13 protein-coding genes are annotated in these 15230 nt (G+C 64.9%); 5 read left to right on the top strand and 8 right to left on the bottom strand.

Features of this window, described 5'->3' with window-relative positions:
* Positions 1-563: 563 nt before the first annotated feature.
* Positions 564-782, bottom strand: a complete 219-nt coding sequence (locus AC0L3S_RS24555; RefSeq protein WP_473281820.1) for a hypothetical protein — start codon at positions 780-782, stop codon at positions 564-566.
* A 226-nt stretch (positions 783-1008) separates the two neighbouring features.
* Here AC0L3S_RS24555 and AC0L3S_RS24550 point away from each other — a divergent pair, with 226 nt between their 5' ends.
* From AC0L3S_RS24550 to uraD, 4 genes are all read left to right on the top strand, one after another.
* Entirely contained in the window at positions 1009-1287 is a 279-nt protein-coding gene (locus tag AC0L3S_RS24550) for a hypothetical protein (RefSeq protein ID WP_473264914.1), read from the top strand.
* Between the two features lie 89 nt (positions 1288-1376).
* Entirely contained in the window at positions 1377-1790 is a 414-nt protein-coding gene (locus AC0L3S_RS24545; RefSeq protein ID WP_007601448.1) for a DUF3830 family protein, read from the top strand.
* Positions 1791-2726, top strand: a complete 936-nt coding sequence (puuE, locus tag AC0L3S_RS24540) for an allantoinase PuuE (RefSeq protein ID WP_473281818.1) — start codon at positions 1791-1793, stop codon at positions 2724-2726. It begins immediately after the preceding gene.
* Positions 2727-2733: 7 nt separating this feature from the next.
* A complete protein-coding gene (gene uraD, locus AC0L3S_RS24535; protein WP_473281816.1) occupies positions 2734-3621 on the top strand; it encodes a 2-oxo-4-hydroxy-4-carboxy-5-ureidoimidazoline decarboxylase in 888 nt (295 codons plus the stop codon).
* Here uraD and AC0L3S_RS24530 read toward each other — a convergent pair.
* From AC0L3S_RS24530 to AC0L3S_RS24520, 3 genes are read right to left on the bottom strand one after another with little or no spacing between them, the layout of a single operon-like run.
* On the bottom strand, positions 3618-5015 hold the full coding sequence (locus tag AC0L3S_RS24530; RefSeq protein WP_473281814.1) for a nucleobase:cation symporter-2 family protein: 1398 nt from the start codon (positions 5013-5015) through the stop codon (positions 3618-3620). The genes uraD and AC0L3S_RS24530 overlap by 4 nt on opposite strands.
* Before the next feature lie 22 nt (positions 5016-5037).
* Positions 5038-7761 carry a molybdopterin-dependent oxidoreductase gene (locus AC0L3S_RS24525; protein ID WP_473281812.1) on the bottom strand — a complete coding sequence of 908 codons (2724 nt, stop codon included), beginning with the start codon at positions 7759-7761 and terminating at the stop codon, positions 5038-5040.
* Positions 7758-8585, bottom strand: a complete 828-nt coding sequence (locus AC0L3S_RS24520) for an FAD binding domain-containing protein (protein WP_473281810.1) — start codon at positions 8583-8585, stop codon at positions 7758-7760. The genes AC0L3S_RS24525 and AC0L3S_RS24520 overlap by 4 nt, the downstream gene beginning before the upstream one ends.
* 152 nt (positions 8586-8737) lie before the next feature.
* Between AC0L3S_RS24520 and AC0L3S_RS24515 the strand changes: the two genes are divergently transcribed.
* Positions 8738-10087: an 8-oxoguanine deaminase gene (locus AC0L3S_RS24515; protein ID WP_473281808.1), complete on the top strand. Its 1350-nt coding sequence runs from the start codon at positions 8738-8740 to the stop codon at positions 10085-10087.
* 107 nt (positions 10088-10194) lie between these two features.
* Here AC0L3S_RS24515 and AC0L3S_RS24510 read toward each other — a convergent pair whose 3' ends face one another.
* From AC0L3S_RS24510 to AC0L3S_RS24495, 4 genes are all read right to left on the bottom strand, one after another.
* Positions 10195-11271: a BMP family ABC transporter substrate-binding protein gene (locus AC0L3S_RS24510; RefSeq protein WP_473281806.1), complete on the bottom strand. Its 1077-nt coding sequence runs from the start codon at positions 11269-11271 to the stop codon at positions 10195-10197.
* Between the two features lie 78 nt (positions 11272-11349).
* Positions 11350-12267: an ABC transporter permease gene (locus AC0L3S_RS24505; protein WP_473281804.1), complete on the bottom strand. Its 918-nt coding sequence runs from the start codon at positions 12265-12267 to the stop codon at positions 11350-11352.
* On the bottom strand, positions 12254-13345 hold the full coding sequence (locus tag AC0L3S_RS24500) for an ABC transporter permease (RefSeq protein WP_473281802.1): 1092 nt from the start codon (positions 13343-13345) through the stop codon (positions 12254-12256). The genes AC0L3S_RS24505 and AC0L3S_RS24500 overlap by 14 nt, the downstream gene beginning before the upstream one ends.
* Positions 13329-14900 (bottom strand): ABC transporter ATP-binding protein, encoded by a 1572-nt coding sequence (locus AC0L3S_RS24495; protein ID WP_473281800.1) that lies wholly within the window; start codon positions 14898-14900, stop codon positions 13329-13331. Before AC0L3S_RS24495 ends, AC0L3S_RS24500 begins: the two co-directional genes overlap by 17 nt.
* Between the last annotated feature and the right edge of the window lie 330 nt (positions 14901-15230).

Below are 15230 nucleotides of genomic sequence, written 5' to 3'. Positions count from 1 at the left end.
TGGCCGTCGTTGCTACGGTCAAGCCCCGGCGAATGCGGCATCTGCGTCAACCGGCGCGGTGTCGGTGAATTTCGTTGGGACGAGGGAGGCCAGCAGGAACTCGGCTCCCGGGAGATCACGGCATAAGCCGTCCAACCATCGCGCAGGGAAGGCCGAGTGATTGGCTACACCTGTATGCTGCTGTGCGGTTTTCCTGCGTGTGCTTTTCGCGCAGCGGACCGCGGGTGCGAGGTCAGCACCCGGCCTTCCCTGCGCCCTCTTGGACAAGGGGGTGAAGCGACCAAGCAAAGCTCGGGCGAATGCGTCGCGAGAACGCGATGGCGTGTCTGCAAGTCGAAAATGAACGCGAAGAAGATCCGCTCTCGTGCCCCGGACGCAGCGCAGCGCCTCTTCAGCGGTGCACTGCAGAGCCGGGGCCCATCTCGCCGCATTGCGCCGTGTCGCCCCTGGGTCCCGGCTCTGCGCAGCAACGCTCACGCGTTGCAGCGCGTCCGGGACACGAGAGCGAATTGGGTTGGCTCGCGATGACGAGGTTCGAGTAACCGAACGCTATGCTTTCAATATCACCGTCCCGCTGGTGCAGACATCGCGCCGTTGGTATAGCGCGACCAGTGGGGCCCGGTCGGCTGCGACGGCCAGAGCGCGGCATTGGAGTCGCGCACCGACTGGGTGATGGGATGGGGTTGCGCTTTGCGGACATGACGGCGGTCGTTCGCCGCGGCAGTCTGGATGGTCGCGGCGGCAATCAGCGTCGCGCCCAGAATAATGAAAGTCTTTTGCATTGTTTGTTTCTCCCGTGACGACGCCCGGCTGTGAGATGTCTGTTTTGTATGTCGCCGTCGCGGCTGACATGGCGATGCGTCCAGCCGATATCAGCGCTCGCGACATCACATTGGGGCGAGCCAATTTTCTAGCCTCGGCTAAATATTCGGCAATCGCGCTCGTGGCACCGGTGGACTTGCCTCCTCCAATCCGGTTCAATGGGCCAAATTCGGTTTTCAGGCGACAATGATGTCGAAATATCTGCTGGTCCTTCTGCTGATCGCCTCGCCGGCCGTGGCGCAGGTCAAGCTGACCCCAAAAACATCGGCGGCGCATCCGGACCCCTGCGCGCCGATCGGGCGGACCGCGGACGGCAAGCTGGTCTACTCCATGAAATGCGAGAATTTGCCGGTGCCGCCTCCGCCGCCGCAGGCGCAACTGAGGGAGGCGCCGCAGCCCGCCGCCGAGCCGGAGCCCGAGACGCGGCGGAGCGGCGTTTTCGGCTGGTCCTACGACCGCAGGTAACGGGCCGCGCCCCTTGCGCGAAGCCCGACGGAGTGCTCTTTGCCTGAAAATTCCCCGTGGGGCCACCGCCCCCGATCCAGAGAGATGAGATGACCAAACTCGTGATCCGCGCCGGCGACTTCACCTTCGATGCCCGTTTCGAGGAGCAAGCGGCGCCCAAGACTGTCGCCGCGTTCCGCAAGGCGCTGCCGTTCGAAAGCCACATCATCCACGTGCGCTGGAGCGGCGAGGGCGTGTGGATGCCACTCGGCGACCTCGATTTCGGTGTCGGCTACGAGAACCACACCAGCTATCCCGCGCCCGGCCAGATCATCCTCTATCCCGGCGGCATCAGCGAGACCGAGATCCTGATGGCCTATGGCGGCGTGCACTTCGCGAGCAAGATGGGCCAGCTCGCCGGCAACCATTTCATCACGCTGACCTCTGGTCTGGAGAATCTGGCGACGCTCGGCAAGAGCGTGCTGTGGAAGGGCGCGCTGCCGATCCGCTTCGAGGAAGTCTGAGTGACTGAGCCCCGCTACCCGCGCGATCTCCGCGGTTACGGCCGCAACCCGCCGCACCCGCAATGGCCCGGCAACGCGCGGGTCGCGGTGCAGTTCGTCGTTAATTTCGAGGAGGGCAGCGAAAACAACATCCTTCATGGCGATGCCGCCTCGGAAGCGTTTCTGTCCGACGTGCTCGGCGCGCAGCCTTGGCCTGGCCAGCGCCATGCCAATATCGAATCGATGTTCGAATATGGCTCGCGGGCCGGCTTTTGGCGGCTGTGGCGGATATTCAGCGAGCGGAAGTGGCCGACCACCGTGTTCGGTGTCGCCACAGCGCTGAAGCGCAATCCGGAAATCGTTGCCGCCATGAAGGAGGCGGGCTGGGACATCGCCAGCCACAGCCTGAAGTGGATCGAGCACAAGGACATGACCGAGGCGCAGGAGCGCGCGGAGATCGCGGAAGCGATCCGCGTCCACACCGCGGCGACCGGCTCGCGGCCGCTCGGCTGGTATACCGGACGCTCCTCGATCAACACCAACCGTCTGTTGATGGAGGAGGGCGGCTTCCTCTATCTCAGCGATTCCTATGCCGATGATCTGCCCTATTGGGTCAAGGGCGCGAGCGGCAAGCAGCTCGTCATTCCCTATACGCTCGACGCCAACGACATGCGCTTCATCAACCCGCAAGGCTTTGCCGAAGGCGAGCAGTTCTTCACCTTTCTGAAGGATGCCTTCGACGTACTCTATGCTGAAGGCGAGAGCGCGCCGAAGATGATGTCGGTCGGCCTGCACTGTCGTCTCGCCGGCCGCCCCGGCCGCGCGGCGGGGCTGATCCGCTTCCTCGACTACATCGGCAAGTACGAGCGCGTCTGGGTGCCGACGCGGTTGCAGATCGCACAGCATTGGCACGACAAGCATGCGGGCCTTGCGGACGATGCTTTCGAGATCGGATAGGGAAGCAATGTCACAGATCGCCTTGTCTGATCTCAATGCTGCGAGCTTCGATGAATTCGTGGCCGTACTTGAAAATGTGGTCGAGTACTCGCCTTGGATTGCCCAAGAAGCCGCGGCGCGCCGTCCGTTTGCCGGGATCAATTCACTGCTCGACGCGATCAAGGCGGCGATCGCTAGCGCTGAGCCCGAGGTGCAGCTGGCGTTGATACGCGCGCATCCCGACCTCGCGAACAAGACCCAGCGCTCAGCGGGACTCACGCCTGACTCGACTGCCGAGCAGAGCAGCGCTGGTCTAGACCGTCTGTCGGACACCGAATATGCGGCCTTCGAGCGGGCGAACAATGCGTATCGCGAAAAATTTGGTATCCCCTATATCGTCTGCGCGCGCCGGCACACCAAGGATTCCATTCTGCGTGACTTCGAGTCGCGACTGCAGAACATTGCCAAGACCGAGACACGCCGTGCGCTCGAGGAAATCTCCCGCATCGCTGCGCTGCGGCTGGACCAGCTCGTCAGTGCTGACGACAAGCTGAAAGTGCACGGCCGACTCTCGACCCATGTGCTGGACAACCACGCCGGCAAGCCTGCGCCAGGCATTGCGGTCGAGCTGGTCGAGCTCGCGCACCTCGGCGAGAGCCGGGTGATTGCGCGCACCATCACCAATGCGGACGGCCGCACCGACCAGCCGCTGATCGGCGGCCGGCCGCTGCCGATCGGCCGCTATGAGCTCCGGTTTAGCGTCGCCAAATATTACGCCGAGCGCAACGTGCCGCTCTCCGACCCGCCGTTCCTCGACGAGATCCCGCTGCGCTTTGCGATCAGCGAGCCGGAAAGCCACTATCACGTGCCGCTGCTGGTGACGCCGTGGAGCTATTCGACCTATCGCGGCAGTTAAACATGTTGCGCGGATGAGGCGACCGCTGCTGCATCCGCTTCTGCCGCTGCACCGCCGCTCAATCCGTTGAAGAAGGCGTTGAGCAGCACCGAGACGATCGCACAGAGCAGGATGCCCGACTCCAGCAGCGGCTGGAGATCGTGCGGCAAATTCCTGAAGAAGCCGGGTGCGGCGAGCGGGATCAGGCCGAAGCCGATCGAGATCGCGACGATGAAGAGATTGTAGCGATTGGTGCGGAAGTCGACCGAGGTGAGGATGCGTGCGCCGGTCGCGGCGACCATGCCGAACATCACGAGGCCGGCGCCGCCGAGCACGACCAGCGGCACGGCCTCGACCAGCGCGGCGAGCTTCGGCAACAGGCCGAGCACGAGCATGATGCAGCCGCCTGTGATCGTGACCCAGCGCGAGCGCACGCCTGTCACCGAGACCAGGCCGACATTCTGCGAGAACGACGTGTACGGGAAGGTGTTGAAGATGCCGCCGAGCAGCGTGCCGACGCCGTCGGCGCGCAGACCTCGGCTCAGGGCTTCGCGGTCGACCGTCTTGCCGGTGATGTCGCCGAGCGCGAGGAACATGCCCAGCGATTCGATCATCACGACGACCATGACGACGCACATGGTGATAACAGGCACCAGATGGAATTGCGGCATGCCGAAGCGGAACGGAATCACGACGGCGCCCCAGGACGCCGCAGCGACCTTGTCGAAATGCATAACGCCCAGGATGGTCGCGAGCACGGCACCGGCGATGATGCCAAGCAGCACCGAGACGTTGGCGAGGAAGCCGGTCCCCCATTTGATCAGGCCGAGAATGAACAGCAGGACGAACAGCGAGATGCCGAGTCCCTGCAACTGTCCGTAGGCCGGATTGGGAAAGCTACCGGCGACGCCGTCGACCACTTTGGTCAGCGTCGGCAGGCCGCCGCCCGCCCAGTTGATGCCGACCCGCATCAAGGAGATGCCAATGACGAGAATGATGCTGCCGGTGACGACGGGCGGGAACAGCGGCAGCAGCCGGCTGACGAACGGCGCCGCGACAATGCCGAACAGGCCGGCCGCGATCACCGAACCGTAGATGCCGAGCAGGCCGATGTCGGGTGAAGCCGCCATCGACAGCATCGGACCGACGGATGCGAAGGTCACGCCCATCATCACGGGCAGGCGGATGCCGACGCCGGGAAAACCGAGGCATTGCACCAGCGTCGCAAGTCCGCAGGCGAACAGGTCGGCGCTGATCAGGAAAGCGACATCCTCCGGCGGCAGCTTCAGCGCGCGCCCGATGATCAGCGGCACCGCGACCGCGCCGGCATACATCACCAGCACATGCTGGAGACCGAGCGCCAGCAGGCACGGGACCGGCAAGACCTCGTCGACGGGATGCACTTCGCTGGTCATGGATCAATCCCCCGAAATATGCCTATCCGAATTTATCGTGCAGCGCCGGAAACAGCCGGTCCGGCTTGAAGGGCGGCGCCGTGAAGCGGATGCCGGTGGCGTCCGCGATCGCGTTGCCGAGCGCGGCGGCGACCGGATTGTACGGACTCTCGCTCATCGACTTCGCCCCCAGCGGGCCAATCGTGTCGGAGGTCTCGGCGAAGAAGACCTCGGTGCGGGGCACGTCGGCGAAGGAGGGCAGGTGGTAGTCGCGGAATTTCGGGTTGGTGACGCGGCCGTCCGCGTCGATCACCATCTCCTCGTAGAGCGCGGCACCGAGCGCCTGCGCGACCCCGCCTTCGACCTGACCGCGGCACTGCATGGGATTGGCGACGACGCCGGCGTCCGCCGCATGCACGCTCCTGAGAATCCGGAGCTCGCCGGTGCCCTTGTTCACGGCGACGCGAAAGCCGTGCACGTTGAAGCCGACCGAACGCGGCGTGCCGCCGGAATTGCCGGCGCCTGCGAACGGCTGTCCGCGTTCGCGCGCGAGCTTTGCCAGTTCCGCAAAGGACATGCGCCGCACGCCACTGACGACGGCTTCGCTCTCGAGGGTGCAGCTCCCGACGTCGCAGAGCCATGCGCCGGCGGCGGCCGCCTTCAGCTCGGTCGCAAGCTGCATGGTCGCGGCATGCGTCGCTTTGCCGGCGACGAACATGCCGGCGCTGCCATAGGCGCCGGTGTCGTGGCCGCCATGGGCGGTGTCGGACTGGCGCAGGCGGATGCGGTCGACGGTGGTCGCAAGCGTGGTCGCCGCGATCTGCCGGTGCACGGTGCTGGTGCCGTTGCCGAATTCGGCGGTGCCGACGGTGAGATCGAAGCTGGCGTCGTCGTTGAGCGTGACCATCGCATCCGCGAGATGGCCCGCCGGGGGCACCGTGTCGATCATGGTCAGCGCGACGCCGTCGCCGATCAGCCACTCCGGCGACAGGTCCGGCTGTGGGCCATCAGCCTGCATCGCGCGCTCGACGAGGTCGAGGCACTGGTCGAGCCCGTAGGAGCCGTAGTGCACATCGTGAAATTCCGACGGCGGCGGCGACAGCATGGGGTCGCCGGGCTTGACGACGTTGCGCCGGCGCATCTCGTAAGGGCTGATGCCGAGCTGCTTGGCCAGTTCGTCGATCGCGGCCTCGACCGCGATCAGTGTTTGCGGCAAGCCATAACCGCGAAACGCGCCTGCCGGCACCGTATTGGTGTAGACCGCGTAGCCGTCGACCCGCTTGTTCGGGCAATTGTAGACGCTGATGGATTCGGCCAGCGAGTGGAACATCACGGGGCCGGCGTGATTGCCGTAGGCGCCGGTGTTGGAGAGCACGTCGAGCTGGAGCGCCGTGAGCTTGCCGTCCGCGTCTGCCCCGGCCTTGATGTGGACCCGCATCGGATGCCGCGTCGACGTTGCGACGAACTGCTCCTCGCGGGTGAGCTCCAGCTTCACCGGCCGTCCGGTCTTGAGCGCGGCGAGCGCCAGAATGTCCTCGACGAACATCTCCTGCTTGCCGCCGAAGCCCCCACCGACGCGCTCGCAGAACACGCGGACCTTGTCCATGGGAAGCTCGAAGATATCAGACAGTGCGCGCCGGGTCAGGAACGGCACTTGCGTCGAGGTGCGAACGTTGAGCACGCCGGAAGCATCGAGCCAGGCGAGGCCGCCATGGGTCTCCAGTGCGGCATGCTGCACACGGTGACTATGGAAGGTGCCCTCGAAGGTGGCGGCGGATGTCGCGAGCGCAGCCGCCACGTCGCCGAATTCGCCATGCGTCTCCGCGACGAGGTTGCGCTGGGCGTCGGCAACACGGTTCGCGGTGGTGCGGTCGGGATGAATGACGGATGCACCGGGCGCCATCGCCTGCTCCGGATCGACCAGCGCGGGCAAAATCTCGTAACTGACCTTCAGCCGGCGGCATGCGTCCTCGCCGGCGGCTTCGCTGTCTGCGACGACGGCGGCGACCTTCTGGCCGATGAAGCGGACGATGTCGTCGAGGACACGGGTGTCCTCGGGATCCATCCAGTCCTTCTCATGCCGCGCGGTCGACATCAGAGTAGTTGGCGCATCCTCATGCGTCAGCACCGCGTGCACGCCGGGAACGCTCAGCGCTTCCGACTTGTCGATCGCGACGATCCTGGCGTGGGCGTGGGGCGAACGGAGCAGCTTGATATGCAGCAGGCCGCCGATCTGCGTGTCGAACGTGTAGCGCGCCTTGCCGCGCACGACGTCGGGGCCAGCCGGCGCCGGCAGGCTGCGGCCGAATGCGGCGCCAGCCTCGACGCTCTCCTCGACATTGGTCTTGCCGAGCAACGCATCCTCGATCGAACGATACCCGGTGCAGCGGCAGATATTGCCCTTCAGCGCGACGCCGAGATCGGTGCGCTGCGCCTGGTTCAGCGAGGCGCAGGTCAGGATCATGCCGGCGGTGCAGAAGCCGCATTGAAAGCCCTGTGCGTCGAGGAAAGCCTGCTGCATCGGGTGCGCGCCGCCGTCTCCGCCCAGACCTTCGATCGTGGTGACGGCACGGCCTTCGACGCGGAAGGCCGGGATCAGGCAGCTATGCACGGGCTCGCCGTCCAACAGCACGGTGCAGGCGCCGCAATCGCCGGCGTCGCAGCCCTTCTTCACGCCGAAATGGCCGAACTCGCGCAGGAACGTGCGCAGGCACTGGCCGGCGCGTGGCTCCTGCGAAAACGGCTTGCCGTCGACCTCGAAGCTCATGGCGACGGTGCTCCGAGGAGTTCGTCGCGGATCTCTTCGGCAAGCCGCAGTGTCATGTGCTTGCGCCAGAGCGGCTTGCCGTGGATGTCGGTGTGGTACAGGTCGTGCGTGATCTGCTGCGCGATGGCCTCGCGAAGTGCTTTCGCGTCGGGTGGCTTGAGGAAGGACAGCCGGATCGGCCGCACCGTCGACGCGGTGACTGTGAGCGCCAGCGGGCCATCGGCATCCAGACTGCCGATCAGGAGCGCCGCCGAGCGGCCGACCGGCGCCAGCGAGATCTGGCGAAAGACCGTACGACGCTTCAACGCGGCGATCGGAATATCGATCTGCCGGAGCAGGTCCCCCGGCGCCAGAAGGTTGCGTTGGTTGCCGGTGACGAAGTCGACGACGGACATCATCTGTTCGCCGCCGCCGGCCTTCCAGATGGTGCAGATGCCCTCCAGCGCAGCGGTGAGCGAGATCATCGGTCCCGCCGGCAGCGACATGCAGAGATTACCGCCGACGGTTGCCGTCTTCCATATCTTGAACGAAGCCAGGAAGGCGCGGCAGCACTGGTTGATCAGCGGTGCCGCGAACCAATCCGGTGGGTAGGCGAATCCATCGAGCTGCGCGACGGTGCAGGTGGCTGCGATGCTGAGATGGCTCTCGGTGACCGTCAGCGCCGGCCATTTGAGGTCGGTGAGATCGATGAGCCTGGTCAAGTGAACCTGCGGCTCCGAGAACAGCCAGGTGCCGCCCGCGAGCCAAGCATCGCCTGGCGTCCAAACGGGCAGCTGCGCGCGCGTTTGCGGATGGGCGACCGCTGTGATGGTATTCAAGTCCATGGCGAGGCCAACGCTTCCAACGAGTGAATCGAGCCAGGAGAAAGTCTTGCAAGACGAGCGCCAAGTCGCAACAACAAGTCGCAGCAAAAACGCGACCAGACCGGCCCCTGCCTTGCAGGCCTGTCGTCAGCGGATGTGAGGAGAGCAGGTTCATGAGCGACGCAAAGCCGATCTGGATCAGGGATCCCCTGGCTATCCTCGCCGATGGCGCCGAGCGCGGGATCGTGGTGAAAGGCGGCCGGATCATCGAGCTGGTGCCGGCCGGCGCTGCGCCCGCAACCGCTGACGTCGCGGTGTTCGATGCCGGCGACCACGTCGTGCTGCCGGGCCTCATCAACACCCATCACCATTTTTACCAGACGCTGACGCGCGCGCTGCCGGCGGCGATGGACCGCGAGCTGTTTCCCTGGCTCCAGGCGCTCTATCCGGTGTGGGCGAAGCTGACGCCTGATGCGCTCGAACTCGCTGTCACGGTGGCGATGTCCGAGCTGCTGCTGTCGGGCTGCACCACCACGACGGATCATCACTACGTCTTCCCCGCGGGCCTCGAGGAGTCCGTCGACATCGAGGTCGAAGTCGCAAAGCGGCTTGGTGTTCGCGTGCTGCTCACGCGCGGCTCGATGAACCTGTCGCAGCGCGACGGCGGTCTGCCGCCTGATAGCGTCGTGCAGGACGAGGACACCATCCTCGCCGACAGCGCGCGCGTGGTGGCGAAATATCACCAGCGCGGTCCGGATGCGATGGTACAGATTGCGCTTGCGCCTTGCTCGCCGTTCTCGGTAACGACGTCCCTGATGCGCGCCACCGCAGATCTTGCCGGCAAGCTCGACGTGCGCCTGCACACCCATCTCGCCGAGACCGAGGACGAGAACAAATTCTGCCAGCAGATGTACGGCTGCCGCCCACTCGACTATCTCGAGCAATGCGGCTGGCTCAACGCGCGGACCTGGCTCGCCCACGGCATCTTTTTCAAGGCCGACGAGATGAAGCGGCTCGGCAAGGCGAAGACGACGATCAGTCATTGCGCCTGCAGCAACCAGCTTCTGGCCTCCGGCTGCTGCCCCGTCTGCGAGATGGAGGAGGCCGGCGTCGGCATCGGCATCGGCGTCGATGGCTCGGCCTCGAACGACGGATCGAATCTGATGCAGGAGGTGCGGGCCGCGTTCCTGCTGCAGCGGGCGCGCTACGGGGTGACGAAGGTCAGTCACAAGGATGCGCTGCGCTGGGCCACCAAGGGCTCGGCAGCCTGCGTCGGCCGGCCGGAACTTGGCGAGATCGCCGTCGGCAAGGCGGCCGATCTCGCGCTGTTCAGGCTCGACGAGCTGCGCTTCTCCGGCCATGGCGATCCCCTGGCCGCGGTCGTCCTGTGCGGGGCGCATCGGGCCGATCGGGTCATGGTGGCGGGGAAATGGGCCGTGATCGACGGAGCGATCCCGGGCCTGGATATCGCCGATCTGATCACCCGCCACAGTTCCGCGGCGCGGGCGATGCAGGCGGGATAATCAGCAAAATAGAAAGAGGGGGCGACCACAAGTGCCGGGTGCTTCTGGCCACCCCCTCCGAACCTCCTCCGGGAGGAGCAGGTGATTTAGACGATGCAAGAAGCGTGCTACTTGCCCGGCAGCTTGTCGTCGATGCCCTTGACGTAGAAATTCATGCCGAGGATCTGGCCGTCGTCGAGATTGGCGCCGCCCTTGCACTCGACCGGCTTGCCGTCTTGCCCAAGGACCGGGCACTTGAACGGATGCAGCTTGCCCGCGGTGATCGCGGCCTGGGCATCCTCGGCGATCTTCTTCACGTCGTCAGGCATGTTGGTGTAGGGCGCCATCGCGAACATGTGGCTGTCGAGGCCGCCCCAGCTGTCCTCGGATTTCCAGGTTCCGTCGAGCTCGGCCTTGACCCGGGCGATGTAGTAGGGGCCCCAAGTATCGAGAATCGAGGTCAGCTGGGTCTTCGGCCCGAACTTGATCATCTCGGAATCCTGGCCGAAGGCGAGCTTGCCGCGTTCGCTGGCGATCTGCATTGCCGCCGGCGAGTCCGTGTGCTGCATGATCACATCCGCGCCCTGGTCGATCAGCGCCTTGGCGGCGTCGGCCTCCTTGCCCGGGTCGAACCAGGTATTGGCCCAGATGATCTTGACCTTGATGTTCGGGTTGATTGTCTGTGCGGCGAGGATCGTCGCGTTGATGCCGGAGACGACCTCGGGAATCGGGAACGAGCCGATATAGCCGAGCACGCCGGACTTCGACATCTTGGCCGCGATCAGGCCCTGGATGTAGCGGCCCTGGTACCATTTGGCCGAATAGGTCGACATGTTCGGATTGCGCTTGTATCCGGTCGCGTGCTCGAAATGCACGTTCGGATATTTCTTCGCGACCTTCAGCGTCGGATCCATGTAGCCGAACGAGGTGGTGAAGATCAGCTTGTTGCCGGCGCGGACGAGCTGCTCGATCGAGCGCTCGGCGTCGGGGCCTTCAGGCACGTTTTCGAGAAAGGTGGTCTCGATCTTGTCGCCGAGCTCCTTCACCAGCGCTTGGCGTGCCAGCTCATGCTGATAGGTCCAGCCGAGGTCGCCGACCGGGCCGAGGTAGATAAATCCGACTTTCAGCTTGTCGGCGGCGGAGGCTGCACTGACGCTCCCGGCAAGCAAAAGCCCGGCAGTCAGCGCAAGAAGTGATTTCCTCATCATCAATCTCCAAACATCAGGGGAAAGCCACGATCCCCAACGTGCGCGCCCCATCGCGCACGCCGCGGAAATGAAACGCTAGCGGTCCGGCACGAACACGGTGCCGAGTGCAGCCGGCGCCGTCGATCCGCCCGTGCGCGCGCGGGAGAGCAGGACCAGGACGATGACAGTCGCAAGATACGGCAGCGCCGACATCAACTGCGAGGGAATGCCGACGCCCCAGCCCTGCGCGTGCAGCTGCAGGATCGTCACCGCGCCGAACAGATACGCGCCGACCACGAGGCGGCCGGGCCGCCAGGACGAGAACACCACCAGCGCCAGTGCGATCCAGCCGCGGCCCGCAGTCATGCCCGGAATGAAGAACGGCGTATAGGCGAGCGGCAGGTAGGCGCCGGCAAGCCCCGCGCAGGCGCCGCCGAACATCACGGCGAAGGTCCGGATCCGCAGCACGGGATAGCCGAGCGCATGCGCGGAGACGTGGTTGTCGCCGCAGGCGCGCAGGATCAATCCCGACCGCGTGCGGTACAGGAACCACCAGACGCCGGCGACCAGCGCCAGCGAAAAATAGACAAAGGCGTCCTCGCCGAACAGCACGCGGCCGATCAGTGGGATATCGGTAAGGCCGGGAATGTAAAGATGCGTTGCCGGTGTGATGCGCTCGCCGACGAACCCGGCGCCAATCAGGCCGGAGAGTCCGACGCCCAGGATGGTCAGCGCCAGCCCTGTCGCAACCTGGTTGACCGCAAGCCCGAGCGCCATCAGTGCGAAGACCAGTGACATCAATGTGCCGGCGACGATGCCGAACAGCGCTCCGATGAAGATCGAGCCGGTCAGCCACGCACCTGCAAAGCCACATGCGGCGCCGACGATCATCATGCCCTCGACGCCGAGATTGAGCACGCCGGAGCGCTCGGTCACGAGCTCGCCGGTCGCCGCGATCAGGAGCGGCGTCGAGGCGGCGAGCACTGCGAGAATGATGGCTTCAATGAGTTCCACGAGCCACCTGTCGGTTCGGGAAGACCAGCTTGAAGCGGTAGAGAATGAGGGAATCGCAGGCGAGCACGTAGAACAGCAGGATGCCCTGAAAAACCTTGGTGACGTCCAACGGGATCTTCATCGCGATCTGCGCCTGCTCGCCGCCGATAAAGGTCAACGCGAGAAAAAGGCCTGCAATTAATATTCCAAGGGGGTTCAACCGGCCGAGAAAGGCGACGATGATCGCCGTAAAACCGTAACCCGGCGAGATGCCGGGCTGCAGATGCCCGACCGGACCCGCGACCTCGATGATGCCGGCGAGGCCGGCAAGCGCGCCCGAGACGGCGAAGGTCAGGAGGATCAACTGGTTGGAATTGAAGCCGCCGAACCGCGCGGCGCGGGGCGCTGCACCGACCACGCGAATCTCGAATCCCTTGATAGTGCGTCCGAGCAGGATCGCCGCCGCGGCGACGACAAGGAGGGCGATGATGGAGCCGAGATGCAGCCGGCCGCCATCGATCAGCAGCGGCACCGTTGCGACGGGATCGAACTCGGCCGTGGTCGGGAAGTTGAAACCGTGCGGATCGCGCCAGGGGCCGCGCACGAGATAGTCGAGGAAGAGATCGGCGACATAGACCAGCATCAGGCTGGTCAGGATCTCGCTGGCGCCGAACTTCACCTTGCAGATTGCCGGGATCAGCGCGTAGAGCGCGCCCGCGGCGGCGGCGAGCACGAGCATGACCGGCAGCACCCAGACGCCGGCGTCGGTGCCCTGCGTCTTCACCGCAATCCAACTTCCGGCGACGGCGCCGATCAGGAACTGCCCTTCGGCGCCGATGTTCCAGGCATTGGCGAGATAGCAGAGCGACAGCCCGATCGCGATCATCACCAGCGGTGTCGCCTTCACCGCGATTTCCTGGAGCGAATAGCTGTCGGTCAAAGGCGCGATGAAATAGGCGTGCAGGGCGAGCAGCGGATTTTTGCCGAGGATCGCGAACAGGATGACCATGGTCACGATCGTGAGGCCGATCGCGATCAGCGGAGAGATCAGCGCGATCGTGTTGGAGCGCTCGGCGCGCTTCTCAAGCACCAGCTGCATGCGCGGCCTCCTTCGGCTCCAGCGTGCTGCCGCCCATCAACAGGCCGAGTTTTTCGCGCGTCGCCTCGCTGGTGGCGAGCGGCGCAGACAGATGGCCATGGAACATCACGGCGATGCGGTCGGCGATTTCCGCGAGCTCGTCGAGATCCTGGCTGGTCACGAGCACGGCGGCGCCTGCGGTTGCGAGATCAAGCAGCGCCTGCCGGATCACGGCGGCAGCGCCGGCGTCGACGCCCCAGGTCGGTTGGCTCACTACCAGCACCGCGGGATTGCGCAGGATCTCGCGTCCCACAATGAACTTCTGCAAATTGCCGCCGGAGAGGGATGCTGCTTCCGGATCTCGCTTGGCCTTGCGGACGTCGAACGTCTCGGTTGCGCGGTCGACCGTCTTCAGAGTGGCCGCAGTATCGATGAAGCCGTGATGGACCATGCCGCTGGCGGCGTGCCCGGTGAGCAGCGCATTCTCCGAAAGCTTCATGCGCGGCGCGGTGCCGTGGCCGAGCCGCTCCTCGGGAACGAAGGCTGCGCCGAGCTTGCGGCGCTGCGTGATCGAGAGATGGCCGGCGGCAAGGCCTTCGATTACGATCGTGCCGGGATCCTTCGACAAGCGTTCGCCGGACAGCGCGGCGAACAATTCGTCCTGGCCGTTGCCTGCGACCCCGGCGATGCCGAGGATCTCGCCGCCTTTCAGCTCGAACGAGATGTGCTCGAGCCGTACACCATGCGCCTCGCCGGGGGCGAGCGAGAGATCGTTGACGACGAGGCGCGGCACGGTGGTCTGCCGGCCGGCCGCCGCCTTCACCTCCTTGATCTCGCCGCCGACCATCATGCGCGCGAGCGACGCGGCGGTCTCAAGCCTGGGATTGCAGGTCTCCACCTTCTTGCCGCCGCGCAGGATCGTTGCCGTGTCGCACAGACGCTTCACCTCTTCGAGCTTGTGGCTGATGTAGAGGATGGCACGGCCTTCGGCCTTGAGCCGCTCCAGCACGACGAAGAGCTGGTCGGCTTCCTGTGGCGTCAGCACCGCGGTGGGCTCGTCAAGGATCAGGAATTGCGGATTCTGCATCAGCGCGCGGACGATCTCGATGCGCTGGCGCTCGCCGACCGACAATTGCCAGACCTCGCGTTTGGGATCGAGCGGCAATCCATAAGTCTTCGACACTTGCTCAAGCCGCGCCGACATGTCCTTGAAGGATTCTTTCCCGTCGAGGCCGAGCGCGACGTTCTCGGCGACCGTGAGATTGTCGAACAACGAGAAGTGCTGGAACACCATGCCGATGCCGCGGCTGCGCGCTTCCGAGGGACCGGACAGGAGGATCGGCTGGCCCTGCCAGAAAATCTGGCCAGCGCTGGGCTGGATCAGCCCGTAGATCGCCTTGACCAGCGTCGACTTGCCGGCGCCGTTCTCGCCGAGCAGCGCATGGATTTCCGTTGGCCAGATATCGATGTCGATGGCATCGTTGGCGAGGAAATCGCCATAGCGCTTGGTGAGCCCGACCGTCCTGAGGAGCGGGGACTCGCCGGAATGCAGGCTCTTAGCCGTGGGATCCAACATTCGCTGATGCGCTTGCATGGGGTGAAGTGCCTCAATACTGGGCTAGTTTGAACTGCTGCGTAAGGTGTGAAAAAGCGTCATCCCTTGCTCAACGCTTCGGCAGACAGGTGGGTCGGCGAGTCGCGGCTCTCGCCGGCGGCGATCGTCCTCAGATACCTTCCGGGCAGCCTTTGCAGTCACGGCTTGCGTGTGACGCCTGTTGCAAATTTGTGACGGCTCAAGCCAAATCGGAACCCGCTATGCAGTCTTGGCGTGAAGTTGAGCAGAGACGCGCCATCGAGTGTATGCATTTGCGAACACCTCAACAGTGGCTCCCGCCCGTCTTGTCTG

The organism is Bradyrhizobium sp. Ken01, assembly GCF_055807355.1.
Note: the sequence above shows the minus strand (reverse complement) of the source record. Positions and strands in the feature narration are given on the sequence as shown.

Bases quoted from the DNA above. Each gene is read 5' to 3' on its own strand.
- AC0L3S_RS24545 (WP_007601448.1), top strand. From the start codon at position 1,377: ATGACCAAACTCGTGATCCGCGCCGGCGACTTCACCTTCGATGCCCGT.
- AC0L3S_RS24510 (WP_473281806.1), bottom strand. From the start codon at position 11,271: ATGAGGAAATCACTTCTTGCGCTGACTGCCGGGCTTTTGCTTGCCGGG.
- AC0L3S_RS24555 (WP_473281820.1), bottom strand. From the start codon at position 782: ATGCAAAAGACTTTCATTATTCTGGGCGCGACGCTGATTGCCGCCGCG.
- AC0L3S_RS24550 (WP_473264914.1), top strand. From the start codon at position 1,009: ATGATGTCGAAATATCTGCTGGTCCTTCTGCTGATCGCCTCGCCGGCC.
- AC0L3S_RS24530 (WP_473281814.1), bottom strand. From the start codon at position 5,015: ATGACCAGCGAAGTGCATCCCGTCGACGAGGTCTTGCCGGTCCCGTGC.
- AC0L3S_RS24525 (WP_473281812.1), bottom strand. From the start codon at position 7,761: ATGAGCTTCGAGGTCGACGGCAAGCCGTTTTCGCAGGAGCCACGCGCC.
- AC0L3S_RS24500 (WP_473281802.1), bottom strand. From the start codon at position 13,345: ATGCAGCTGGTGCTTGAGAAGCGCGCCGAGCGCTCCAACACGATCGCG.
- AC0L3S_RS24520 (WP_473281810.1), bottom strand. From the start codon at position 8,585: ATGGACTTGAATACCATCACAGCGGTCGCCCATCCGCAAACGCGCGCG.
- AC0L3S_RS24515 (WP_473281808.1), top strand. From the start codon at position 8,738: ATGAGCGACGCAAAGCCGATCTGGATCAGGGATCCCCTGGCTATCCTC.
- AC0L3S_RS24495 (WP_473281800.1), bottom strand. From the start codon at position 14,900: ATGTTGGATCCCACGGCTAAGAGCCTGCATTCCGGCGAGTCCCCGCTC.
- uraD (WP_473281816.1), top strand. From the start codon at position 2,734: ATGTCACAGATCGCCTTGTCTGATCTCAATGCTGCGAGCTTCGATGAA.